Consider the following 22,567-nt stretch of genomic DNA (forward strand, 5'->3'; position numbering starts at 1 on the left):
GGCGCGCTCCCGCGGGCAGCAGGCTTTCGCTGTGAGAGCACAACCTGACGTCATCAGCACCTTGCGCCCGGCGCGCATCTCCTACATCGACAACCTCCGCGTCTTCCTGACTTTTCTGGTGGTCGTGCACCACTCCGCGGTTCCCTACAGCAATCTCGACGCCTGGCCGAAGTGGCAGGACACCGTTCCGTCAGCTGGGGCGGAGCCGCTGGACCTGTTGCTCTTGGTCAACCAGACGTTCTTCATGGGGTTCTTCTTCTTGCTGTCCGGGTACTTCGCGCCCGGCGCGGTGGATCGAAGAGGGCCGCGCGAGTTCGCGGTCGAGCGCCTGAAGCGGCTCGGGATCCCGTTCCTCGGGTTCATCGTGCTGCTGCGCCCGTTCTTCGTCCTGCCGGACTACGTCACCCTCCCGGCCGAGACGCGGCCGTCCTTCGCGGCCTACTACTTCACCACCTGGCAGGTCGGGCCCGCCTGGTTCCTCGAAGTGCTGCTGATCTTCTCGCTCGTGTACGCACTGCTGCGGCACCTGCGCCCGACTGCGGAACCGGTGCGGCCACGACCGTTGCGGCGGCGGGATGTGCTCGCCTTCGCGCTCGTCCTCAGCGTGCTCACCTACGCCTGGCGGATCTTCGTTCCCCACGGCACCACAGAGCCGTTGCTCGGACTGCCCAGCCCCGCCTACATGCCGCAGTACGTGCTGCTCTTCGCCGCCGGTGTCGCGGCGTACCGCCACCGCTGGCTCGCGACGCTGCCGCGGAGATCGGGCTGGTTCGGCGTGCTCCTGGTAGTGGTGTCGCTCGTGCCGCTGGCCCTGGGCGGCTACCGGGGTTTCGGGGCGTCCGGTGCACTTGCCGGTCACGACCTCGCCCACCTGGCCCTGGCCCTGGCGGAGTCGCTGTTCGCGGTCGGCGTCGTCCTGGTCCTTCTCCGCGTCTTCGAACGCTTCGTCGCCGGCACGTCGCGGTTCAGCCGCTACCTATCCGACAACGCCTTCGCCGTCTACCTCGTGCACGCGCCGGTCATCGTCGGAGCTGAGGCGTTGCTGCTGCGACTCGACGCGGCACCCGTGCCGAAGTTCCTGCTGACCCTGGTCATCGCCGCGGCCGGGAGCTGGGCGATCTCGGGCGCACTGCGCCGCGTGCCCGCCGTACGGGCAACGGTGTAACCGGGCGCGGGCGTGCGATCATGCAGGTCGTGGGTGTCGAGGCCGAGTTGCGCGAGGAGTTCGACCGCTGGCAGCGCAGGGAGACCGCGGTCCTGAAGGTGCTCCCGTACCCGTTGCTGGCGGTCAGCGTCGTGCTCACCCTGCTGCAGTCGCTCTGGGACGCGCCGGTGCACCTTCCGGAGGCGCTCGGGCTCGCGGCCCTGCTCACCGCGTGGGTCCTGTGGTTCCACACGTTCCACCCGGAGTCGCACGGCAACGGCCGGCTGATGGCCCTGTACTACACGGGGCTCGTGGCGTTGACCGCCTGCCTGGTGCTGCTCACGCCCTGGTTCGGATTCTTCGCCTTCATCGGCTACGTGCACGCCTTCCAGTACCTGAAAGGCCGGTGGCGCTACGCCGGCGTGGCCGTCACGTCCGCGGTCTCGTCGGTCTCCTACATAGGCGGGTCGGACAACATCACCGCCGACGAGTGGTGGAAGTGGCCCGCCGTCAGCGTGCTCACCACGGTGATGGCCACGGCGGGCTTCTACGCCGACGTGATGTCCGACCGGCGCAACCAAGGGCAGAAGCGGGCGCTGGGCGAGTTGCGCAAGGCCAACGCCGAACTGGAGACCGCACTGGCGGAGAACGTGCGCCTGCACGCCGAACTGCTGGTGCGGGCCCGCGAGGCCGGCGTGCTCGACGAGCGGCAGCGGATGGCGCGGGAGATCCACGACACCCTCGCCCAGGGCCTGGCCGGCATCCTCACCCAGCTCCAGGCCGCCGAGCAGGCGCCGGGCGAACCGGCGGTGTCACGCCGGCACATGGCGAACGCGATGGACCTGGCCCGCGAAAGCCTCACCGAGGCCCGCCGGACGATGCACGCGGTGGCACCGTCCGCACTGGCGCAATCCCTTCTCCCGGACGCGATCGGCGACGTGGCCAAGCGCTGGTCGGAGGTGCACCGCGTCGAGGCGGTGCTGACCACGACCGGTGATGCCCGCCCGATGCACACTGACGTCGAGGTGGCGCTGCTGCGCACCGCGCAGGAGGCTCTCGCCAACGTCGCGAAGCACGCACGAGCCGGTCGGGTCGCCCTGACCCTGTCGTACATGGAGGACCTGGTGACGCTCGACGTGCTGGACGACGGAGTGGGGTTCCTGCCCGGGACCAAGCGCGCCGGCGGCTCCCTGGACGGGGGCTTCGGGCTCGCCGGCATGCGGCAGCGGGTGCAGCGCCTCGCGGGGCGGCTGGACGTCGAGTCCGAGCCCGGTGGGGGCACCGCGATCACGGTGACGGTCCCGGCGATCCCCGCCGGGAGCACGAGTTGATCTCGCTGCTGATCGTCGACGACCACCCGGTGGTGCGGGACGGCCTGCGGGGCATGTTCGGTGCCGATCCGCGCTTCGAGGTGGTCGGCGAGGCCGGTGACGGTGCCGAAGCGGTCGCGGTCGCGGAGCGCCTCCGTCCCGACGTGATCCTCATGGACCTGCGGATGCCCGGGACCGACGGTGTCGCCGCCATCAGGGAGCTGGCGAAGCGCGGGGTGCCGTCACGGGTGCTGGTGCTCACCACGTACGACACGGACAGCCACGTGCTGCCGGCGATCCAGGCGGGCGCCACCGGCTACCTGCTCAAGGAGACGCCGAGGGAGGAGCTCGTCCGCGCGGTGGAGGCCGCGGCACGCGGGGAGGCGGTGCTCTCCCCGGCCGTCGCGACCCGGCTCGTGGGACAGGTGCGCAAACCGGCCCCGGCGCCGCTGTCAGCGCGTGAACGGGAGGTGCTGGAGCTGATCGCCCAGGGCTCCACGAACCGCGAGGCGGCGAAACGGCTCTACATCAGCGAAACGACGGTCAAAACGCACCTGCTGCACGTGTACGCGAAGCTCGGCGTCAACGACCGGGCCGCCGCCGTGGCCGCCGCGTTCTCCCGCGGCTACCTGACGCCCCGGGACTGACGGCGGCTACGGGCGTCAGCTGTTCTCCGTGCGTTTGAGCAGGCGGCGCACCACGTGGGCGGCGTCGCGGCCGACGCCTCGCAGCGTTGCCGACGAGAGACTGCGCTGCCATTCCAGTCCGACGAAGCCAAGACCGGGGTGCCGGCGGGACACGCCGCGGTGGTGCTCGGTGCCGAGTCCGCGGAGGTACGGCAGGTCGGGGCGGTACCCGGTGGCCAGGACGATCGCGTCGACGTGGTCGCGCCGCTCGTCCGGCCAGATGACCTTCGATCCTTCCAGGGCGGTGAACATCGGCCGGCGGTCCGGGCGGTGCTGGTCGAGGGCGGCGCGGTAGCGGCCGGTGTCGAGCACCGGGGTGGTGAAGCCGCCGGGCAGCCACGGGCCGATCGGGAGATGGTCGACTCGCGTGCGGTCGAGCCAGAAGTGCAGGTCCCGGCCGAACGGGCGTTGGGCGGAGAACTTCACCGGCTTGCGGGTCGCGAGGGTGACGTGGGCCTGCTCGGCGAGCTCTGCCGCGATCTGGACCGCGGAGTTGCCGGCGCCGACCACGACGACGCGCTGGCCGTGGAACGGTGCGGGGGAGCGGTACCGCGCGGCGTGCAGGACGGTGCCGGGGAAGTCGTCGAGGCCGGGCAAGACGGGCCGGTGCGGGTTGCCGAAGCCGCCGGTGGCGGCGATCACGACCGGCGCGGTGAAGCTGCTGCCGTTCGTCGTGGTTACTCGGAAGTCGTTGTCGCGCACCACCTCGGCGACGCGGTGGCCGGTGCGGATGTCGGTGTCGAGGTGTGCGGCGTAGGCGCGGAGGTAGGCCGCGACTTCGTCGCGGCGCGGATAGCGCTCGGGGTCGCCTGGGAACTTGAGGCCTGGTAAGGCGCTGTATCTGGCTGGTGAGAACAAGGTCAGGCTGTCGTAGTAGTGCGGCCAGGAGCCGACGGGTTCGTCGCCGGCTTCGAGCACGAGTGGTCGCAGGCCTTGTGCGACAAGGGCGTGGGCAGCGGCGAGACCGGACTGGCCGGCGCCGATGACGATGGCGTCGTGGCTGTTCATGGGCACCTCGAAGTAGCCGTCGCCGTGTGTCCGGCGACGGTTGTGGATGGTCAGGGGCTAGCTGGCGGCTCGGCGTTCGAGGAAGACGGTGTCGCGCCACACGCCGTGGTGTTGCGCGATGCGTTCGCGGACGCCGAGGGTGCGGAAGCCCGCCGCGTGGTGCAGGGCGAGGCTCGCGCGGTTCTCGGGGAAGATCGAGGTCTGCAACGTCCACAGGCCTGCCGCGTCGGCGGCGGTGACCAGCTCGTGCAGCAAGGTCTTGCCGACGCCCCGGCTGCGGAAGTCGGCTGCGACGTAGACGGAATGTTCGGCCACGCCCGCGTAGCAGTCCCGTGTGGACACTGGTGTGGCGGCCGCCCAGCCCGCCACCGCGCCGTCGGCCTCGGCGATCCAGCGGTGCTCGCGCAGCCACTTGGCGTCGAGGGCTCTGCGTTGGGGCACTTCGGTTTCGAACGTCGCGTCACCGGTGGCGATACCCTCGGCGTAGATGCGGCGCACAGCGGCCCAGTCGTCGTCGCGCATCGCACGGACGGTCACGTCGAGCGGCAGGTTCGCCGGGCAGCACGGACGGGGCGCGAGCACGCCCATGACGATGTCGGCCGCGTGCGGCAGGCCGGTGCAGCACGACGGGTTCACGCTGACGTGGGTGGCGGTGCCTTCCTTGTGCATCCGCAGGAAGCCGACCTCGGCCAGCTTGCGCACGTGGTGCGAGCAGGTGGACTGGCTGATGCCGGCCAGCTCCGTCAGCTCACCGACGGTCATCGCCCGGCCCGAGGTCGCCACGGCGTGCAGCAGCCGCACGCGGGTCGGCTCGGCGAGGCACGCGAACCAGTCCGCGTAGGTCGCGGCGTCCTCGGCAGGCAGCACGGACGGCATGGCCGCTGTCGTCGTCATGGGGCGAAGTATCGACACAGATCGATGGTTGCGTCAATCGATCCCGGTCGATACAGTCCGCGGTGTTGATTCGAAATCTGTCGATACAAGGGGTGCGCCGTGAGTGAGTTGCCAGTCGTCGTGGTGGGTGCCGGGCCTGCGGGGTTGTCCGCGGCGGCACACCTGGTCGAACGGGGTGAGCGGGTGCTCGTGCTGGAGGCGGGTGACCGTGCGGGTGCGGCTGTGGCGCAGTGGAACTACGTGCGGCTGTTCTCGCGGTGGAGCGAGCTCGTCGACCCGGCCGCCGAGCGGCTGCTCGTCCCGGCCGGGTGGGTGCGGCCGGACGGCGACGTCTACCCGACCGGCGCGGAGTGGGCCGACCTGTACCTCACGCCGCTGGCCGAGGTTCTCGGTGACGGGGTGCGGTTCGGCGCGAAGGTCGTCGGGGTCGCCCGGCGAGGGCGCGACCGCGTCGTGGACGCGGGCCGCGAGGACGAGCCGCTGACCGTGCACGTCCAGACCGCTCAGGGCGAGGAGCGGATCGCGGCCCGTGCGGTGATCGACGCCTCCGGCACCTTCGGTTCGCCGAACCCGCTGGGCGGTGACGGCCTGCCCGCGGCGGGGGAGAAGGCCGCGGCGGCGCAGATCAACTACCGCGTGCCCGACCTCGCCGCCGAGCGCACGCGCTACGCGGGCAAGCGGATCGCGGTCGCGGGCAGTGGTCACTCAGCCCTCACCGCGTTGATCGCACTGGCCGAACTGGCGGAGCGGGAGCCCGTTACGAAGATCGTGTGGCTGCTGCGCCGCGGTGCCGTGGGCAACGTCTTCGGTGGCGGCGAGTCCGACCAGCTGCCCGCACGTGGTGCTCTCGGTCTGCGGGCGAGGAAGGCGGCCGAAGCCGGGCACGTCGACACCGTCACCGGGTTCCGCACGGCCGCGGTGGAACGGGGCGACGACGGCAGGCTCACCCTGGAGTCGTTCGACGGCCACCGCGTCGAGGGGATCGACGAAGTCGTGGTGCTGACGGGTTTCCGGCCTGACCTGTCGTGGTTGTCGGAGGTCCGGCTCGACCTGGACCCGGTGTTGCAGGCGCCGTCGAAGCTCGCGCCGCTGATCGACCCGAACGTCCACTCGTGCGGCACCGTCTACCCACATGGTGAAAACGAGCTGCGGCACCCCGAGCCGGGTGTTTACCTGGTCGGCATGAAGAGCTACGGCCGTGCGCCGACGTTCCTGTCGCTGACGGGCTACGAGCAGGCGCGGTCCGTCGTGGCCGCGATCGCCGGTGACCACGAGGCGGCCGGGCGCGTCGAGCTGGTGCTGCCCGAGACCGGGGTCTGCGGTGGTGCCGGCGTGTTCGACGCTCCCGCCGAGCAGAAGAACAGCGGCGGCTGCTGCAGCGCGCCGGAGACGGTCGATGTGACGATCGGTCTCGCGCCCAGTGCACGCTGACACGACGGCGCGGCCCGGCATCGACGCCGGGCTGCGCCGCGTGCTGATCGTCCTGTGCACCACCGAGATCATCAGCTGGGGCGTGCTCTACTACGCCTTCCCGGTGCTGCTGCCGACGATCAGCGCCGGCACGGGATGGTCGCTCGCGGCGATCACGGCCGGGTTCTCCGCGAGCCAGATCGTCGCGGGCCTGGTGGGAATCCCGGTCGGAAGGCTGCTCGACCGGCACGGTCCGCGCGCCATCATGACCGCCGGTTCGATCATCGCCGTGCTCGCGCTGGTCGCGCTGGCGACCGCGGACTCGTTGGTGTGGTTCACGGCGGCGTGGCTGCTGGCCGGTGTCGCCATGGCCGGGATCTTCTACGCGCCCGCGTTCGCCGCGCTGACCCGCTGGTACGGGGCGCGCAGGGTGTCCGCGCTGACCGCCCTGACGCTGGTCGCCGGGCTGGCCAGCACCGTGTTCGCGCCACTGACCGCCGTGCTGAACGAGCGCCTCGACTGGCGCGGCACCTACCTGGTTCTCGCCGGATTCCTCGCCGTCACGACGATCCCGCTGCACTTGTGGGGCCTGCGGCTGCCGTGGCCGGCGGTCGAGCACGAGACCGCCCACGCCCCGTCGGCGGTGGCGCGCAGCAGGCCGTTCCTGGTGCTCGTGGTCGCGATGAGCCTGGCCGCGTTCAGCGTGTATGCGGTCGTGATCAACCTCGTCCCGCTGCTGACCGAGCGCGGCATGACCACCTCGGCCGCCGCGGTCGCGCTCGGCCTGGGCGGCGTGGGCCAGGTGCTCGGCCGGCTGGGCTACGCCAGGCTGGCCGCGAGGACCTCGGTGCGCACCCGCACGGTGCTGATCCTCCTGGTGAGCGCGGCGGTGACCGCTTTGCTCGGCGTGGTGCCCGGTCCGGCGCTGTTGCTGATCGCGGGATCGGTGCTCGCCGGTGTCACGCGCGGGATCTTCACGCTCGTGCAGGCGACCGCGATCACGGACCGCTGGGGAGCAGTCCACTACGGACAGCTCAACGGACTGCTCACCGCACCGGTCATGCTCACCGCGGCCATCGCACCGTGGGCGGGCAGCGCGATGGCGGCGTGGCTGGGAGGCTACCCGGCGGTGTTCGTGGTGCTGGGCGTGATCGGGGTGCTGGCGGCCGCGTTGTCGACCGCCGGCGTGCCGCGTTAGCCGAGCAGTTCGGCCACCAGTCCGCGCACCCGGCGGTCGATGTCGTCGCGGATCGGACGGACCGCGTCGACGCCCTGTCCGGCCGGGTCTTCGAGCTGCCAGTCGAGGTAGCGCTTGCCGGGGAACACCGGGCAGGTGTCGCCGCAGCCCATCGTGATCACCACGTCGGACGCCTCGACGTCCTCGGTCGTGAGCTTCGAGGGCACCTCGGCGGTGATGTCGAGTCCCCACTCCGCCAGGGCCGCGGCGGCCGCGGGGTTGACCTTCTCCGCGGGTTCGGAACCGGCCGAGCGCACGCTGATCCGGCCCATGCCGTAGTGCTGCAGCAGTGCCGCGGCCATCTGGGAGCGGCCCGCGTTGTGCACGCAGACGAACAGCACCTCGGGGGTCTTGGGCACGGTGGTTCTCCTCGTCGCGGTGGTCGGCCTGCTGTCCGTCGTTGGACCGAAGTTCGTCGATGCAGATCACACTCCGTGTATCGACTTTTGTCAATCCAAGCCGCTATGGTCGTCGTCATGACGAGTCCGGACCAGACGCTGCTCGACTCGGCGACCGCCGCCCGCCTGTTCAAGGCGCTCGGCGACCCGATCCGCGTCGAGCTCGTCGGCCTGGTGCGCCGGACCGAGGGCCAGGAAGCGTGCTTCTGCGATCTGGCCGACCAGTTCGACATGCCGCAGTCCTCGCTCAGCCATCACCTCAAGATCCTCGTCAACGCCGGTGTGCTCAGTCGCGAACGCCGCGGTACCTGGAGCTGGTACCGCGTCGACAACTCCGCGATCGACACCCTCGCCGCCGCGCTCGCGCCCGGAGGTCCGTTGCGCGACACCAGCGCTTGCTGCGACTGACCCGACCACATCTGAAGGAACCCGTTGAGCACCAAGGAAACCGCGGCACCGGACGTGCTGCACCGTCTGTCCTTCCTGGACAGACTGCTGCCGGTGTGGATCGGCGTCGCCATGGTCGCCGGACTGCTGCTCGGCCGGTTCGTCCCCGGCCTGCAGGGCGTGCTGGACGCGGTGAAGGTCGACGGCGTCTCGTTGCCGATCGCCCTGGGCCTGCTGCTGATGATGTACCCGGTGCTCGCGAAGGTCCGCTACGACAAGCTCGACACCGTCACCCGCGACAAGCGGACGATGGTGCTGTCGCTCGTGCTGAACTGGGTGCTCGGCCCCGCGCTGATGTTCGCGCTGGCCTGGATCTTCCTGGCCGACCTGCCCGAGTACCGGACCGGCCTGATCATCGTCGGTCTCGCGCGTTGCATCGCGATGGTCATCATCTGGAACGACCTGGCGTGCGGTGACCGCGAGGCCGCCGCGGTGCTCGTGGCGCTCAACTCCGTGTTCCAGGTCGTCATGTTCGGCGTGCTCGGCTGGTTCTACCTCGACCTGCTGCCCGGCTGGCTCGGCCTGGGCACCGCGTCTGTGGACTTCTCCGCGTGGGAGATCGCCAAGTCGGTGCTGATCTTCCTGGGCATCCCGCTGCTGGCCGGCTACCTGAGCCGCAGGCTGGGGGAGCGGACCCGTGGCAGGGACTGGTACGAGTCGAAGTTCCTGCCGCGCGTCGGCCCGATCGCGTTGTACGGCCTGCTGTTCACGATCGTCATCCTGTTCGCGCTGCAGGGCGAGACCATCACGAACAGGCCGCTCGACGTCGTCAGGATCGCGTTGCCGCTGCTGGTCTACTTCGCCATCATGTGGGCTGGCTCCTACGCGCTCGGCAAGGCGTCCGGACTCTCCTACGAGCGGACCACGACGCTGGCGTTCACCGCGGCGGGCAACAACTTCGAGCTCGCCATCGCCGTCGCGATCGGGGTGTTCGGCGTGACCTCCGGTCAGGCGCTGGCCGGTGTGGTCGGGCCGCTGATCGAAGTGCCCGTGCTCGTCGCGCTCGTGTACGTCAGCCTCTGGCTCCGGCGTCGATGGGTGACTCGTGCCCGAGTCTGACGTCGTGGTGATCGGCGGCGGCCAGGCAGGGCTGGCCGCCGCTTTCTACCTGCGCCGCGCGGGCGTCGACCACGTGGTGCTCGACGCGCAACCCATGCCGGGCGGGGCGTGGCCGCTGACCTGGAACTCGCTGCGCCTGTTCTCCGTCGCCCGTCACAGCTCGCTGCCCGGCCGGCCCATGCCGTCCTTTCCGGACGGTTACCCGACCGCGCAGCACGTCGTCGACTACCTCACCGACTACGAGAAGCGCTACGACATCCCCGTCCACCGGCCCGTCCAGGTCACCTCGGTGACCCGCGACGGCGACCGGCTGCTGGTGCGGACCGACTCCGGCACCTGGTCGGCGCGGCACGTCATCAGTGCGACGGGCACCTGGTGGCGACCCTTCCGGCCGCTGATGGACCTGCCCGGCCGGCAGTTGCACACCGTCGACTACCGCGACCCGTTCGAGTTCGCTGGGCAGAAGGTCGTCGTGGTCGGCGGCGGCAACTCCGGTGCGCAGATCGCCGCCGACCTCGCGCCGCACGCCGGGCTGACCTGGATGACCCGCCGGCCGCCGCGGTACATGCCCGACGAGATCGACGGCAAAGCGCTGTTCGACATCGCCACCCGGCGCGGCGGCGTCAGCGAGCTCGGCGACATCGTGGCCGTGCCGCCCGTCCGCGAAGCCCGCGACAACGGACTGCTCGTCGCCACGCCGATGGATGTCGAAGCCCTGTCCGGCGCGGACGTCGTGGTGTGGTGCACCGGGTTCCGGCCCGCCCTGAGCCACCTGGCCCCGCTGCGGCTGCGCGACACCGGAGGCCACGTCGCCGTCGAGGGCACGACGGCCGCGGAGGAACCTCGCCTGCACCTGCTCGGCTACGGCGGCTGGACCGGCCCGGCGTCCGCGACCCTCATCGGGGTCGGGCCGACCGCGAAGGCGGCGGTCGCGAAGATCGCGGCGACGCTCAGGCCGTGACCGCACGCCGGTCGCCCACGCTGCCCAGCACCGCGGCCATCCGATCGGTCGTCTCCGGGCGCGCCCAGTAGTAGACCCACGTGCCCCGGCGCTCGCAGTCGACCAGGCCCGCCTGCCGCAGCAGCTTGAGGTGGTGCGAGATCGTGGGCTGCGACAGCTCGAACGCGGGCGTCAGCTCGCAGACGCAGACACCGGCTTCCGGTCCCGAAGCGATCATCGACAGCAGCCGCAGGCGCACCGGGTCGCCGAGCGCCTTGAACATCATCGACAGCTCGGCCGCCTGTTCCGCTGCCAGCGGGTCTTCCGGCAGCGGTGCGCAGCAGCCCGCCTCTTGCTTCGACATCTTTCAATGTTGACGGCACTCGGGCTTTCGCGCAACACTGCATAGACAAACGTCAATACAGCCTGGAAGTGGGCCCCTCATGACCGAGCAGACCGAGCTGCGCGAGACCGTCCGCGCCCGCTACGCCGCCGCCGCGACCGCCGTCGTCGAAGGTGGAGGCGGGTGTTGCGGACCGCAGACCGCCCAGGTCGACGAGACCTTCGGCGCCACGCTCTACCCGGCGGCCCAGCGCGACGAACTGCCCGCCGAGGCCGTGGCCGCCTCGCTCGGCTGCGGCAACCCCATCGCCGTCGCCGGGCTCCGCGAGGGCGAGCACGTGCTGGACCTGGGATCGGGCGGCGGCATCGACGTCCTGCTCTCCGCGCGCCGCGTGGGCACCACCGGCAAGGCCTACGGCCTGGACATGACCGACGAGATGCTCGCGCTCGCATTGTCCAACGCGGACAAGGCAGGCGCCACGAACGTCGAGTTCCTGAAGGGGAACATCGAGGCCATCCCGTTGCCCGGCGGCACCATCGACGTCGTGATCTCCAACTGCGTCATCAACCTCTCCGTCGACAAGCCCGCCGTGTTCGCCGAGACCTTCCGCGTCCTGCGCCCCGGTGGCCGCGTCGGCATCTCCGACGTGGTCGCCGACGACCACCTCACGCCCGCCGACCGAGCGGAACGCGGCTCGTACGTCAGCTGCATCGCCGGCGCCCTCACGTTCACCGAGTACCGCGAGGGCCTCGAAGCCGCCGGGTTCACCGACATCGAGATCACGCCGGCGTACGAGGCGGCCGACGGCATGCACGGCACCATCGTCCGCGCGGTCAAGCCACTCGGCGTCAGCCGCTGATCACGCCGATGGCGATGCCGAGCATCGCGGTGTTGTAGATGAACGAGAGCACGCCGTGCGCGAGGATCCGCAGCCGCATCGCGGAGGTGTGCGCGTCGACGTCGGAGACGGCGAAGGTGGTGCCGACGGTGAAGGAGAAGTACGTGAAGTCGATGTAGGTCGGGTGTTCGGTGCCGGGGAACACCAGCAGTTTCTCGGGCAGGGCGCTGTAGTAGGCCTGCGCGTAGCGGTCGGCGTAGCCGAAGTGCAGGATCGCCCATGCCAGCAGCACGGCGAGCACACCGAAGGCCTTGTCGGCCACCGCGGCTGGGGTGCCTTCCTCGATGAGCACGATGGTCAGGCCGGACGTGATCCCGACCAGGCTGGTGAACAGGGTGAACAGGGTGCCGCTGCGGCGGCCCAGCGCGGTCTTGACCCAGGCGCCCTGGTCGTCGCCCGCCCGCTTGCTGCGACTGAGGCGGATGATGCGGATCGTGAGGTAGACGAGGGCGAGGACGTCCCACAACGCGATCCATCGGGTGTCGCCCACCTCCGCGAAGAAGATGGGGATGCCGAGCAGGGCGAGTGTGCCCTCGATGATCCGGGACAGCACGATGGACGGGCTGAAACGCATGACTTTCCTTCGTCGGAACGGCAGAGGGCCGGCCCCGTGACCTCAAGGTCACGGGGCCAGGGGAGGCGTCAGCGCGCGGCGCGGAGGACGAGGTCGACGACCGCGTCCGGACGCGAGACCGCCACGGCGTGCGAGGCTCTCTCGACGGTCACGGTGGCGCGTGAGCCGGCCCTGTCGGCCATGAACCTCTGTGCCTGCAAGGGGATGTTCTTGTCGGCGCCGGCCAGCAGGAACCACGAGGGGATGCTCGCCCAGGCGGGTGCGCCGGACGCCTCGTTCAGGGCGGCGTCCCGGATGGGGCGCTGGGTGGCGGCCATGAGGGCGGTCTGCCGCGCCGGGACGTCGGCCGCGAACTGCTGCCGGAAGAGCGAAGGCTTGATGCTCAGGTCCTTCGAGCCGTCGGGCAGCGTGACCGGTGCCAGCGTCTCACCCAGCGTGCTGCCGGGGTACTTCGCGGCGAGCTGCGCCGCGGCCTCACCTGCGGCGGGGGCGAACGCGGCGACGTACACCAGCGCCTTCACCTTCGGGGACCGCGCCTTGGCGTTGGTGATGACGGCACCGCCGTAGGAGTGGCCGACGAGCACCACAGGCCCGTCGATGGCGGCGAGGTGCGCGTCGAGGGCCTCGGCGTCGGAGGCGACTCCGCGCAGGGGGTTGGCGACGGCGACGGCGGTGAAGCCTCGTCGCTGCAGGCGCTCGATCACGGGGTTCCAGCTCGACCCGTCCGCGAAGGCGCCGTGGACGAGGACGATCGTGGGCTTCTGCCCGGTCGCCACGGCGTTCGACATGCCGAACAGGGTGAGCCCGGCGACAGCGACGAGTACGGCCAGTAGAGCGGTGACGCGGTGCTTGAGTCTGTGCATGTCCGGTTCTCAGTCTGTGAGGAAGGCGAGCAGGGCGGCGTTGACCTCGGCCGCGTGGGTGAGCAGCAGGCCGTGCGGAGCGCCGTCGATCTCGACGTAGCGCGCGTCGGGCAGGCGGCGGCGGAACTCGCGGGCGGTGGCGTCGATCGGCAGGATGCGGTCGGCGGTGCCGTGCAGGATCAGCGACGGCACGTCGATGCTCTTCACGTCGTCCCGGAAGTCCGTCAGCCACGCCGGGACGCACGCGTACGCCGCCACGGGCGCCGAGGCGATGGCGGTGGCCCAGTTCGCCCGCAGCGCGGCGTCGCTGAGCCGGGAGCCGAGCGTCTCGTCGGTGTTGAAGAAGTCGACGAAGAAGTTCTCGTACCAGGCGTAGCGGTCGGCTTCGGCCTGCTCGGCGATGCCGTCGAACACCGACTGCGGCACGCCCGCCGGGTTGTCCTCCGTCTGCAGCAGGAACGGCTGGAGCGCGCCGAGGAAGGCCGCCTTCGCCACCCGCTGCGAGCCGTAGGTGCCGAGGTAGCGGGCGACCTCGCCCGAGCCCATCGAGAAGCCGACGAGGACGACGTCCCGCAGGTCGAGCTGGGTCAGGACCTTGTCCAGGTCACCGGCGAAGGTGTCGTAGTCGTAGCCCGTCATGGTCTTGCTCGACCGGCCGAAGCCCCGGCGGTCGTAGGTGATGACGCGGTAGCCGGCCTTGACCAGCGCGTCGGTCTGCTTCTCCCAGGACTGCCCGTCGAGCGGGTAGCCGTGGATCAGGACGACCGGCTGGCCGGAGCCGTGGTCCTCGTAGTACAGCTCGATGTCGGTCGAACCTTCGGTGCCGACGGTGATGGTTCCCATGGTGCCTTCCCGCGCCCGTCCGCCGTGTGCGGACCGGGCATGGCACGAACCTATGAAGTGAGCAGGGCCGTTCGCGTCCGTCAGACGACGTCTTCGGCGTACGTCATCGTGCCGCTGAGCACCGCGGCGAGCTCGCCGCGGGACGTCACGCCCAGCTTGGGGAACATCCGCTGGAGGTGGGTGCTGACCGTCCTGGGCGAGACGTACAGCCGCTCGCCGATCTCCCGGTTGGTCAGCCCCTGCGCGGCGAGCTGGGCGACGTGCAGCTCGGTCGAGGTGAGCCGGTCGGCGGCGGCCGGGTCCTGGCGGGGCGAGGACGTACCGGCGGCGCGCAGCTCCTGGCGTGCCCGTTCCGCCCAGGCCGACGCTCCGAGCGCGTCGAAGACCTCGCAGGCCGCCTGCAGGACGACGCGGGACTCCGCGGGCCGCCGGTGCCGCCGCAGCCACGCGCCCAGGGCGAGGTGCACCCGCGCCCGTTCGAACGGCCAGTCGACGGGGACGGCGTCGAGGGCCGTCCGGTAGAGCTGCTCGGCTGCGTCCGGCGGGCTGAGCAGGGCGCGGGCGAGGCGCAACCCGCACAGCAGGGCGGGTGAGGGGGTCTGCTCGGCGAGCGGGGCCAGCTCCCGCAGGACGTCCCGCGCCGCTTCGGCGGACTCGCTGCGCACGGCCGCCTCGACCAGTTCGGCGACCCCGTAGAAGCGCAGCCAGGGGTGGAAAGCGGGGTCGGCCGGCTCGAAGACGCGGCGCAGGTGCCCGAAGGCGTCGCCGTAGCGCCCCTGGCAGAGGGCCGCCTGCCCGCGGGCCATCTGCACGATGGCCAGCGCCGGGCGCGCGTTGCCGGGAAGGGCGGTGCGTTCCGCCTCCGCTGCCCACGCCTCCGCGTGCGGGTCGCCGCAGACGGCGGCGAGCTGTGCGCGGATGGCGTGCACCATCGCGTGCACGAGGGGCTGACCGGTCTCGCGGGCGAGCTCGGCGGCCTCCTCGGCGGCGAGGTGAGCGGCGCGCACGTCACCGAGTCGTGCGGCGCTGCCCGCCTGGACGCAGAGAGCCCTGGCCAGCATCGACAGCCGGCCCCGTGCCCGCAGGGCGTCCAGCGACCTCGAGGCCAGCCGGCTCGCCAGGGCGGGAGCACCCACCGTCACCGCGGCGGCGCCCAAGAGCTGATCACCTTCGGCGTCCTCGGACGACCGGTCCAGCTGACCGGTCAGGGCTTCGAGGACGGCTCGTCCGCGCTCGACCGGCGCGCAGTACGCCCGCAGGGCCACCAGGTCGGCGTTGCCCGCGTCCACGGGCATGCGGTCGGCGGCGGCGGCGACCCGCCGGCGGGCAGCCGGGCCCGGCTCTCCCCAGAAGCAGTGCAGGACCGCGCCCCACAGCATGCGAAGCCCCAGCACGGGCTCGCCACCGGCGGCGATCCCGATGGCCAGCTCGGCCAGTTCGGCGGTCGCGGTGCCCTCGCCCTGCGCGCCCCCCTCGATTAGGGCGATGCCGACCCAGGCAGCACGCCCCTGGTCCCGGACCGAGAGGTCCAGCGAGCGCGCCTGGGCCAGCAGGTGCGCCGCGACGTCGCACTGGCCGGACTCCAGAGCGAGCTCGGCCGCACGCAGCAGCCGGTCCGCCCGAGCGGAGGGGTCCGCGGTCAGCTCCGCGGCTCGTCGCAGCGCGGCCAGTGCCGCGGCGACACCGCCCCGCCGCAAGGCTCTCCCGGCCGTGGAGTCCAGGTCCCGCGCCGCTTGCTCGTCGGAGCCGGCGGTGGCGGCGGCACGGTGCCACGCCTGCCGGTCGGGCTGCCCCTGGAGCTCGCAGGCGAGAGCTGCGTGCGCGGCCTGCCGTTCCGCGGCGGTCGCGGCGTGGTGCATCGCCGAGCGGACGAGCGGGTGCCGGAAGACCAGGTCCCAAGGCTCCACCAGGCCTGCCTTGACCGCCGGTTCCAGGGCGGTGACGTCGACCGCTCTCCCGAGCATCCGGGCAGCGGCGGCGAGGCACTCGTCCATCGTGCCGTCGCCGTTGAGGGCCGCGAGGAGGAGGACCGCCCTGGTGTCGGCCGGAAGACGGGAGACCCGGGCCGTGAAGGTCCGCTCCAGCCGCTCGGTCAACGGCAGCGGACCCGGCGTGAGCGCGTACGCCCCGCCGACGGACTGCAGCGCGACCGGCAGCTCGGTCAGCGCCAGCGGGTTCCCGGCCGCCTCCACCAGCAGCCGACGCCGGACGTGCTGCCCCAGGCCGGGTGCCACCACGTCCAGCAGCTCACCCGACACCTCCTCGGTCAGCGGGTCCAGCTTCAGCACGGGCAACCCGGCGCCGCCGAGCCGGTCGTCGAGGCTGCGGGTGACGGCGACCAGTGCGAGCGGGTCGGACTCGATCCGCCGCGCGACGAACCCGAGCACGTCGAGACTGGCCCCGTCCATCCAGTGGGCGTCCTCGACGACCACCAGCAACGGCGCCTTCACCGCCGCGTCCGACAACAGGGTCAGCGCGGCCAGGCCGACGAGGTAGAGGTCGGGCACGGCCTCGTCGGCGAGCCCGACGGCCGCACGAAGCGCAGCACGTTGCCGCCCAGGCAGGTCGTCGATCCCGTCCCGCAACTGGTGGACCAGCTGGTGCAGACCGGCGCAGGGCACGTCCTCCTCGGACTCCACCCCGACCGCCGTGATCACCCGAGTCCCGCGCTCCGACGCCCGCGCCGCCGCCTCGGCGACCAGCGCCGACTTGCCGATCCCGGGGGCGCCGAGGACGACCAGCGCGCCACCCGACCCGGAGGCGGCCTGCTCGACCAGGGCAGCCAGCTCCCGGCGCTCCACCTCGCGACCCAGCAGCGCCCGTCGTTGCATGCCGCGCTCTCTCTTCCCGTGTGACTCCCCGCTGCCGGCAAGCGCCGCGGCCACGCCGAACGGGCCGGCCCTGCGAGGGCTTCTGTGCCTGCAGGATATTTGAGCACCGGGTCGAACATGCGCGGTCTTGTTGCTCGAGAAGGCGGCGTGCGTCACGTGAAGATGACGGGACGTGGTCGCTTCGTCAGTTCTCGGAGGAGGTCCGCGGTGCGGCCGGCGGCTCCTGGAAGAGGTCCGTCCACGTCGGCTGGTCCAGCTGCGACGAACCGGGCGCCACGTGCGGCTGGTGCGTCTCGGGGTGGCTGAACAGGGTGTCCGGCGCGTGCAAGGTCATGAGAGTGCTTCCGATCGTTCCAAAGTGCTGTGGTGGACCGCGTAATACCCACCGTTTTCCGGGTTCAACCCGGTGTCCCCAAGTCATGATCGACCGGACCACCCGATGGGAAATTCGCTGTGCCTCGCAAGGACGAGTGAGCACAGTACGAGCATGGAACCCGTGACCAAGCGAAACCGTGTCGCATGGGAGGCGGCGTCGCAGAAGCACGTCCGCGAGTACCAGGACCTGCTCGACCAAGCCAGGAGCGGCTCATCGCTTCTCGCGTGCGAACTCGACCTGCTGCACCCCACACTCAGGTCCGCACCCGACGTCGTCCATCTGCAGAGCGGGCACGGGCTGGACGACATCGCGCTGGTCGCCGCCGGCGCGAGATCGGTGCTGGGCATCGACTTCAGCGAGACCGCCGCCACCGCGGCACAACGCAGGGCCGACGAGCTGGGCGCGGCCTGCCGCTACGTGGTGGCGGAACTGCCGGGCGCTCCGCTGCGCGACGAGTGCGCCGACCTCGTCTACACGGGCAAGGGGGCGCTGATCTGGATGCCCGACCTGCCCGTGTGGGCCAGGGACGCGGCTCGCCTGCTGCGACCGGGAGGCACCCTGTTCGTCCACGAGGCACACCCGGCCGTTCCACTGTGGACCTGGGACGACGACGAACCGCGGATTCGACCTGACCGCGGGTACTTCGCCCGTTCCCACGTCAACGACACGTTCCCCGCCAACGGTGCGGTGGAGTGGCAGGCGAGCCTGGGCGAGATCATCAACGCGGTGATCTCCGCCGGCCTGCGCATCGCACACGTCGCGGAGCACCCCGAACCGTTCTGGCGACCCGACGGCGTCACAGCGGCGGCGTGGCGCGGACGGCTGCCGAACTCGTTCTCGCTTCTCGCGCAACGGGATTGACGGCGCCGATCGTGCCGGATCAGCTGTCCACGGCGTGGTCTTGGGCCATGAGCTTTCCCGTGAGCTCCACGCAGCGGAGCCGGGCGGGGGAGAAGCCGTAGGGCATCTTGGTGATAGCTTCGGAGACGCTCATCAGCGCGGGCTCCTCGCCCGTCAGATCGGCGTCGTAGGTCTCGAAGAGCTTCTCCTCGTCGACGTCCAGGCCGTCCGCCTCGATGACCTTCTCCACAGCTTTGTGGTGGGCGTACCGCTGTGCGGCGACTTCTTCGACGCGGGGATCAAGGGGATCAACGCCGTCGTCGAGGCCGGCCTCGGCAGCGTCGAGACGGTCCTCCTCGGCTCGCAGGCCGGGGTAGGTGGCCAGCACGATGAACGAGCTCGCCTGGATGGCAGCGCCCAGCGGGCCGAACACCCGTTCCGTGACCAGCAGGGCGTCCAGGTCGGAACGACGCAGCGCGCCCGGCGGCAGGTGGCTGAGCCGGTTCGTCACCAGTTCGGAGAGCAGTCCGAGCGGGCTGCCGACGGCCCGCAGGCGCTCGACGACGGCGCGCTGGCGTTTGATGCCGGCCTCCTTGACGGCCAGGGTCTCCTCCAGCCGGCCCAGGCTCTCCTCGATGTCCCGGTTCTCGTGGAAGGCGGCCCGCATGTCGTCCAGGCTGATGCCGGCCTCCGCCATCCTGCGGATCCACAGCAACCGGATCATGTCGTCGTAGCCGTAACGGCGGCGGCCGTCCGTGCCCCGCTCGGGCTCCGGCAGCAGACCGATCTCGTGGTAGTGGCGGATCGCGCGCGGGGTGGTCCCGGCGAACGCGGCCGCGTCACCGATCTTGACCTGCTGGGGAGGCGTGAAGGAGGGGTGCATTGAGGAGGGAGCCTTTCGTGCCGTGGTAGCTCCACGACATCACATACCGCTACGGCATGTGCAACACGCGCAGGCTCCTGAAGCCGCAAGGGCGTGCTTGACCAGCTCATCGCCTGAGAACCGCGGCAGCGGAAAGCGGGCCGTCCTCCCGAACGGCCCACCGCCCTGTCAGTCCGTCAGCCTCGTCATGGTCCACAACGCGGTTCCCGCCCGGCAGACCCGCAGTCCGACAGGCTCTGACTGGCCGCCGTCGTTGTCCAGGCAGAGACCCGTCGACTTGTTCATGACGTACTTGTTCGTCGTCGACGACGTCGTCCAGTCGCTGGCGTTGACCGAGCAGGACATGAGGGACACGAACGACGTTCCGGCGCCCAGGCACAGCCCGGTCCTCTTGTGCCTGAACTTCCCAGTGGTGTAGTTGTCCCACTGCTGGTAGGTGTTCCTGTCTTGGCAGGCGTGGGTGTACACGGTGCCTTCGAGGTTGGCGTCCAGGCAGCGTTGGACCCCCGCAGCGAACCTGATCCAGTACAGCGACTCGGCCTGCGGCGCCGCACTGGCGACTGCCGGCGCCGCGGTGAACACCAGTGCCACGGCCGTGACGGATCCTGCCAGCCGGAGCAGCATTCCCTTGAACGTCATGATGATCCCCCTCGTGGTCGGCGTCCGGCCGGCAGTCAGGTCAGGCCGGCCCGCCGTGCGTCACACGTCCAGGTGCGGCGGGGCGTTGCTCACCTACCTGCGAACCACCCGAATGGAGTGACCGGTGCGGTGTCGCTCGTTGCGAACCGAAGTCGGAAACAGGAACCAGGACATCACCAGCGCCCGCAACTCGGCTCTGCCCCATCGTGACCTGTCAGGTCCGGTCGGCGATCAAGTCCGATCGACTGACGCCGAAACAGGTGAGTCCGTTGCGCCACAGGAAGTGCGCGCGATCATGCCCTAGCCCGGGAGCTGCTCCGGGAAGCCGGCGGCGACGACCAGGCCGGGGCTCTCGAACTTGACGGAGCGCGAGAACCGCTCGCCGGTCACGGTCAGCACCCACAGGCAGTCGGCGCGCAGGACCCCGCGGCCGTCGCGGCGGTACCCGGCCGCGGCGGGCTGGCCGTTGGCCCTCGTCGGCAGCATCCTGACGCCACCGTTCCTGACGCCACCGTTCCTGGCGGCGAAGTTCCTCTCCAGGAACGGGACGCACACCCGCACGCCCCGGAACCACACCGGGTGCGGCACGGCCTCGAGGCTGAAGTCGTCGTGGATGACCTCGCGGATGGCGGCGGAGTCGCCCGCCTCGAACGCGGTGACGTAGCGGTCGAGCAGCGCGCGTTCGAGTTCGAGGTCCGGCTGCCGGGGCCGCAGGTCCGTCAGGTCCAGCTCGTCGAGCCGCCTGCGGGCCCGTTGCAGCAGGCTCTTCACCGCGGGCACGCTGACGCCGAGCGTCTCCGCGATCTCGGCGGCGGACCACGACAGGACCTCCCGCAGCAGCAACGCCGCCCGTTGCCGCACCGGCAGGTGCTGCAGTGCTGCGATCAGCGCGAGCCGCACCGACTCGCGCAGCACGACCACCTCGCCCGGCTCGGCACGCGAGTGCTACGCGGGCGTGGTGGAGGCCTCGATCTGCGGGGCCGACGCCTCGCGGGGCAAGGGCGTGGGCAAAACCCTTCTGCACCACCAGGTGTCCGCCGCGGACGCCGACGACCTGTGGACCCTGCCGGCCGTGATCTTCCCGGAGATCCGGGCAAGCATCGCCCTGCACCACAAGGCGGGCGTCCGCACGGTGGGTCTACGAGAACGAATCGCTCAGCACCACGGCGAGTGGCGCGACACCGTCCTCTTGGCACGCCGCCGCGCCGGCTGATCGCGTGGTCACCAGGGATCGTCCTTGAGCCAGCTGTCCGGCGGACCTTCCTCGGCGCTGTCCCCGGCCCGCCGCGCGGGTGAGTTGCCGCGCACGGGCAGTGCCAGCGTCACCGCCCCTGCTTCGGGCGCGGGCAGCAGGAACGGCGGCAGAGACCGGATCACGCCCTCGTTCTGCAGCCGCACGTACACCTCGCGCACCTGGTTGCGCGCGTCGGCGGTGGCCTGGCGCACGACACCGGTGATCGCGTGCGCCAGGTCGTCGTGCTTGGCCTGCTTGGTGAGAGGCGACAGCTCGAGCCGCAGCAGCAGCCCGGAGTGGTCGACGGTGGCGGCCACGTCGCCGTGCTGGCTCCGCGCGGTGCCGCGAACCGCGGCGACCTGCTTCTCGGCCCACTCCTTGGCCTGAGAACGACGATCGACCGCCGTGGCGCCTTCCTCGGACTGGGCGCGCAGCCGGGCCGCGCGCGCCTCCGCGTCCTCCGTCACAGCCCCGGCCGCCCGGGACCGCTGTCCGATTCCTTCGACTCCTTCACCAGGTCGTCGTGGCTGATCCTGTCCGAGGGCTTGCGCCCGTCCTGGTGGAAGTCGTCGGGGTTGAAGCTGTCGTCGGTCACCAGCCGCGGCCGCGGCGGGTTGACCTCGGGCATCCCCGCACCCGCCATGGTCGCGCCCACCGCCTGGAAGCCCATGCGGACCCTCTCCATCTGGCGGCGACCGGTCTCGAGGATGTCCTCGCCCTTCCCCGGCAGCTTGCCGACGACCTCCTCCACGCTGCCCGCCTCGAGGAAGGTCGCGTTGACGCCGGCCGCCCCGGTCTGCAGCGCGTCGCCGACCGCGAGGGTAGCGAGGAACGCCGCGCCGGCACCGGCGGTCGCGGCCGCGACACCGATCGACGCCGCCGCGGACGCCAGGGTGATCATGATCTTGGCTTCCCGCACCTCGCCGGCCTCGACCCCCTTCTGCCCGGCCTCGACCAGGGCCAGCACGTCGTCGCGGAAGCTCGTGATGGCCTTCTCGTAGGCCTGCATCGCGTACTTCGAGGCCCGGACGAGGTCCCGCTTGCGGGCGAGCGCCCCCTCGATGCTCGGCTGGCCACGCAGGTACGAACGGAAACCGTCGGCGGCGTCGCCCTCCCAGTTCTCCAGGTAGAGGTCCATGTCGTTGAGGACGCCCTCGCAGAAGTCCTGGTCGATGTCGTCCGCGGCCTTGTCCAGCAACGAGATCTCCTCGCGCACACCCGCGAGTGCCACGTCGACCTCGATGAACCGCCCGAACTCGGCGAAGAGGGCCTGGACGTCCTCCTTGGCCGTGGGGTAACTCGCGTTCTCCTCCAGATGGTCGGGGAAGAACCAGTCGTCCTGCTCGTCGAACTTCTTGCAGAAGTAGTCGGCGTGCTTCTTCATGTCGCCGGCCCAGCTCACGACAGGAACCCTCCGAACATCCGCTGCTGGTCGGAGTTCACGGCGATGTAGCGCTCGGCAACCTCGATCAGGGCCTCCTGGGCCAGCACCAGGTTCTCCTCGTTCCTGGCGAACACATCAAGCAGCATCGAACGAGCCCCACGCCACTCGCCGAGCGCCTCGTAGACCTCCACGTCACCCGCGAACGCCCGCCCGTCGAGGTGCTCGGTATGGGCGAGCTTGGTCCTGGCGGTGTGCGTGTGGTCGATGAGCTTGCCCATGTCGTGCTTCGCCGTGTGCTTCAAGCCCTCTGGTTCAGCGTGGAACCC

25 protein-coding genes and 1 pseudogene are annotated in these 22,567 nt (G+C 71.0%); 11 read left to right on the plus strand and 15 right to left on the minus strand.

What is annotated here, in order from left to right; genetic code table 11:
* The first annotated feature begins 31 nt into the window (after positions 1 to 31).
* The 3 genes from LX88_RS14785 to LX88_RS14795 are packed head-to-tail and all read left to right on the plus strand — an operon-like array spanning position 32 to position 3,101.
* Positions 32 to 1,165 (plus strand): acyltransferase family protein, encoded by a 1,134-nt coding sequence (locus LX88_RS14785; RefSeq protein WP_258948345.1) that lies wholly within the window; start codon positions 32 to 34, stop codon positions 1,163 to 1,165.
* A 20-nt stretch (positions 1,166 to 1,185) separates the two neighbouring features.
* Complete coding sequence (locus LX88_RS14790) at positions 1,186 to 2,475, plus strand: sensor histidine kinase (RefSeq protein WP_307790319.1); 1,290 nt, start codon at positions 1,186 to 1,188, stop codon at positions 2,473 to 2,475.
* Positions 2,472 to 3,101, plus strand: a complete 630-nt coding sequence (locus tag LX88_RS14795; protein ID WP_258948346.1) for a response regulator — start codon at positions 2,472 to 2,474, stop codon at positions 3,099 to 3,101. Before LX88_RS14790 ends, LX88_RS14795 begins: the two co-directional genes overlap by 4 nt.
* 15 nt (positions 3,102 to 3,116) lie before the next feature.
* Here the strand turns inward: LX88_RS14795 and LX88_RS14800 are convergent, their stop codons facing one another.
* Both LX88_RS14800 and LX88_RS14805 read right to left on the minus strand, forming a co-directional pair.
* The gene (locus LX88_RS14800) at positions 3,117 to 4,148 is read right to left on the minus strand and encodes a flavin-containing monooxygenase (protein WP_258948347.1); all 1,032 of its coding nucleotides are present in this window, start codon (positions 4,146 to 4,148) and stop codon (positions 3,117 to 3,119) included.
* Positions 4,149 to 4,205: 57 nt separating this feature from the next.
* Positions 4,206 to 5,042 (minus strand): helix-turn-helix domain-containing GNAT family N-acetyltransferase, encoded by an 837-nt coding sequence (locus tag LX88_RS14805; RefSeq protein WP_258948348.1) that lies wholly within the window; start codon positions 5,040 to 5,042, stop codon positions 4,206 to 4,208.
* A gap of 99 nt (positions 5,043 to 5,141) precedes the next feature.
* Between LX88_RS14805 and LX88_RS14810 the strand changes: the two genes are divergently transcribed.
* Together LX88_RS14810 and LX88_RS14815 are read left to right on the plus strand one after the other, a co-directional pair.
* Positions 5,142 to 6,473 (plus strand): FAD-dependent oxidoreductase, encoded by a 1,332-nt coding sequence (locus tag LX88_RS14810; RefSeq protein ID WP_258948349.1) that lies wholly within the window; start codon positions 5,142 to 5,144, stop codon positions 6,471 to 6,473.
* The gene (locus LX88_RS14815; RefSeq protein ID WP_258948350.1) at positions 6,463 to 7,650 is read left to right on the plus strand and encodes an MFS transporter; all 1,188 of its coding nucleotides are present in this window, start codon (positions 6,463 to 6,465) and stop codon (positions 7,648 to 7,650) included. The genes LX88_RS14810 and LX88_RS14815 overlap by 11 nt, the downstream gene beginning before the upstream one ends.
* Here the strand turns inward: LX88_RS14815 and LX88_RS14820 are convergent.
* Positions 7,647 to 8,048 carry an arsenate-mycothiol transferase ArsC gene (locus LX88_RS14820; RefSeq protein ID WP_258948351.1) on the minus strand — a complete coding sequence of 134 codons (402 nt, stop codon included), beginning with the start codon at positions 8,046 to 8,048 and terminating at the stop codon, positions 7,647 to 7,649. The two genes, LX88_RS14815 and LX88_RS14820, sit on opposite strands and share 4 nt — an antisense overlap.
* 117 nt (positions 8,049 to 8,165) lie before the next feature.
* Here LX88_RS14820 and LX88_RS14825 point away from each other — a divergent pair, with 117 nt between their 5' ends.
* From LX88_RS14825 to LX88_RS14835, 3 genes are read left to right on the plus strand one after another with little or no spacing between them, the layout of a single operon-like run.
* Positions 8,166 to 8,495, plus strand: a complete 330-nt coding sequence (locus tag LX88_RS14825; RefSeq protein ID WP_258948352.1) for an ArsR/SmtB family transcription factor — start codon at positions 8,166 to 8,168, stop codon at positions 8,493 to 8,495.
* A gap of 24 nt (positions 8,496 to 8,519) precedes the next feature.
* Positions 8,520 to 9,593: an ACR3 family arsenite efflux transporter gene (arsB, locus tag LX88_RS14830; RefSeq protein ID WP_307790321.1), complete on the plus strand. Its 1,074-nt coding sequence runs from the start codon at positions 8,520 to 8,522 to the stop codon at positions 9,591 to 9,593.
* Positions 9,580 to 10,554 carry an ArsO family NAD(P)H-dependent flavin-containing monooxygenase gene (locus LX88_RS14835; protein ID WP_258948353.1) on the plus strand — a complete coding sequence of 325 codons (975 nt, stop codon included), beginning with the start codon at positions 9,580 to 9,582 and terminating at the stop codon, positions 10,552 to 10,554. Before arsB ends, LX88_RS14835 begins: the two co-directional genes overlap by 14 nt.
* Here the strand turns inward: LX88_RS14835 and LX88_RS14840 are convergent.
* A complete protein-coding gene (locus LX88_RS14840; protein WP_258948354.1) occupies positions 10,544 to 10,897 on the minus strand; it encodes an ArsR/SmtB family transcription factor in 354 nt (117 codons plus the stop codon). The genes LX88_RS14835 and LX88_RS14840 overlap by 11 nt on opposite strands.
* A 79-nt stretch (positions 10,898 to 10,976) precedes the next feature.
* On the opposite strand from LX88_RS14840, the gene arsM reads away from it, so the two are divergent.
* On the plus strand, positions 10,977 to 11,735 hold the full coding sequence (arsM, locus tag LX88_RS14845) for an arsenite methyltransferase (RefSeq protein ID WP_258948355.1): 759 nt from the start codon (positions 10,977 to 10,979) through the stop codon (positions 11,733 to 11,735).
* On the opposite strand, the gene LX88_RS14850 is transcribed toward arsM, so the two are convergent.
* From LX88_RS14850 to LX88_RS14870, 5 genes are all read right to left on the minus strand, one after another.
* Positions 11,725 to 12,348, minus strand: coding sequence for a DUF1345 domain-containing protein (locus LX88_RS14850; RefSeq protein WP_258948356.1), 624 nt, complete (start codon positions 12,346 to 12,348; stop codon positions 11,725 to 11,727). The two genes, arsM and LX88_RS14850, sit on opposite strands and share 11 nt — an antisense overlap.
* A 68-nt stretch (positions 12,349 to 12,416) precedes the next feature.
* Positions 12,417 to 13,136 (minus strand): alpha/beta fold hydrolase, encoded by a 720-nt coding sequence (locus LX88_RS14855; RefSeq protein ID WP_258948724.1) that lies wholly within the window; start codon positions 13,134 to 13,136, stop codon positions 12,417 to 12,419.
* Positions 13,137 to 13,220: 84 nt separating this feature from the next.
* The gene (locus LX88_RS14860) at positions 13,221 to 14,054 is read right to left on the minus strand and encodes an alpha/beta fold hydrolase (RefSeq protein WP_258948357.1); all 834 of its coding nucleotides are present in this window, start codon (positions 14,052 to 14,054) and stop codon (positions 13,221 to 13,223) included.
* Positions 14,055 to 14,134: 80 nt separating this feature from the next.
* A complete protein-coding gene (locus LX88_RS14865; RefSeq protein ID WP_258948358.1) occupies positions 14,135 to 16,885 on the minus strand; it encodes a helix-turn-helix transcriptional regulator in 2,751 nt (916 codons plus the stop codon).
* Between the two features lie 184 nt (positions 16,886 to 17,069).
* The gene (locus tag LX88_RS14870) at positions 17,070 to 17,219 is read right to left on the minus strand and encodes a hypothetical protein (RefSeq protein ID WP_258948359.1); all 150 of its coding nucleotides are present in this window, start codon (positions 17,217 to 17,219) and stop codon (positions 17,070 to 17,072) included.
* A gap of 162 nt (positions 17,220 to 17,381) precedes the next feature.
* Between LX88_RS14870 and LX88_RS14875 the strand changes: the two genes are divergently transcribed.
* Complete coding sequence (locus LX88_RS14875; RefSeq protein ID WP_258948360.1) at positions 17,382 to 18,122, plus strand: class I SAM-dependent methyltransferase; 741 nt, start codon at positions 17,382 to 17,384, stop codon at positions 18,120 to 18,122.
* Between the two features lie 19 nt (positions 18,123 to 18,141).
* On the opposite strand, the gene LX88_RS14880 is transcribed toward LX88_RS14875, so the two are convergent.
* The 3 genes from LX88_RS14880 to LX88_RS14890 form a co-directional block, all read right to left on the minus strand.
* On the minus strand, positions 18,142 to 18,984 hold the full coding sequence (locus LX88_RS14880; RefSeq protein ID WP_258948361.1) for a MerR family transcriptional regulator: 843 nt from the start codon (positions 18,982 to 18,984) through the stop codon (positions 18,142 to 18,144).
* 168 nt (positions 18,985 to 19,152) lie between these two features.
* Entirely contained in the window at positions 19,153 to 19,623 is a 471-nt protein-coding gene (locus LX88_RS14885) for an RICIN domain-containing protein (protein ID WP_258948362.1), read from the minus strand.
* 300 nt (positions 19,624 to 19,923) lie between these two features.
* Positions 19,924 to 20,538 carry a sigma factor-like helix-turn-helix DNA-binding protein gene (locus tag LX88_RS14890; RefSeq protein ID WP_258948363.1) on the minus strand — a complete coding sequence of 205 codons (615 nt, stop codon included), beginning with the start codon at positions 20,536 to 20,538 and terminating at the stop codon, positions 19,924 to 19,926.
* Positions 20,539 to 20,545: 7 nt separating this feature from the next.
* Between LX88_RS14890 and LX88_RS14895 the strand changes: the two are divergent.
* A pseudogene (locus tag LX88_RS14895) lies at positions 20,546 to 20,836 on the plus strand (GNAT family N-acetyltransferase); the annotation flags it as partial.
* 8 nt (positions 20,837 to 20,844) lie between these two features.
* Here the strand turns inward: LX88_RS14895 and LX88_RS14900 are convergent.
* The 3 genes from LX88_RS14900 to LX88_RS14910 are packed head-to-tail and all read right to left on the minus strand — an operon-like array spanning position 20,845 to position 22,543.
* Positions 20,845 to 21,324 (minus strand): YbaB/EbfC family nucleoid-associated protein, encoded by a 480-nt coding sequence (locus tag LX88_RS14900; protein WP_258948364.1) that lies wholly within the window; start codon positions 21,322 to 21,324, stop codon positions 20,845 to 20,847.
* Positions 21,321 to 22,259, minus strand: coding sequence for a hypothetical protein (locus LX88_RS14905; protein WP_258948365.1), 939 nt, complete (start codon positions 22,257 to 22,259; stop codon positions 21,321 to 21,323). The genes LX88_RS14900 and LX88_RS14905 overlap by 4 nt, the downstream gene beginning before the upstream one ends.
* Complete coding sequence (locus LX88_RS14910; RefSeq protein WP_258948366.1) at positions 22,256 to 22,543, minus strand: hypothetical protein; 288 nt, start codon at positions 22,541 to 22,543, stop codon at positions 22,256 to 22,258. Before LX88_RS14910 ends, LX88_RS14905 begins: the two co-directional genes overlap by 4 nt.
* Positions 22,544 to 22,567: the final 24 nt, after the last annotated feature.

The sequence above is a fragment of the Lentzea californiensis genome (assembly GCF_024648825.1).
GTDB classification, from domain to species: Bacteria; Actinomycetota; Actinomycetes; order Mycobacteriales; family Pseudonocardiaceae; genus Lentzea; species Lentzea californiensis.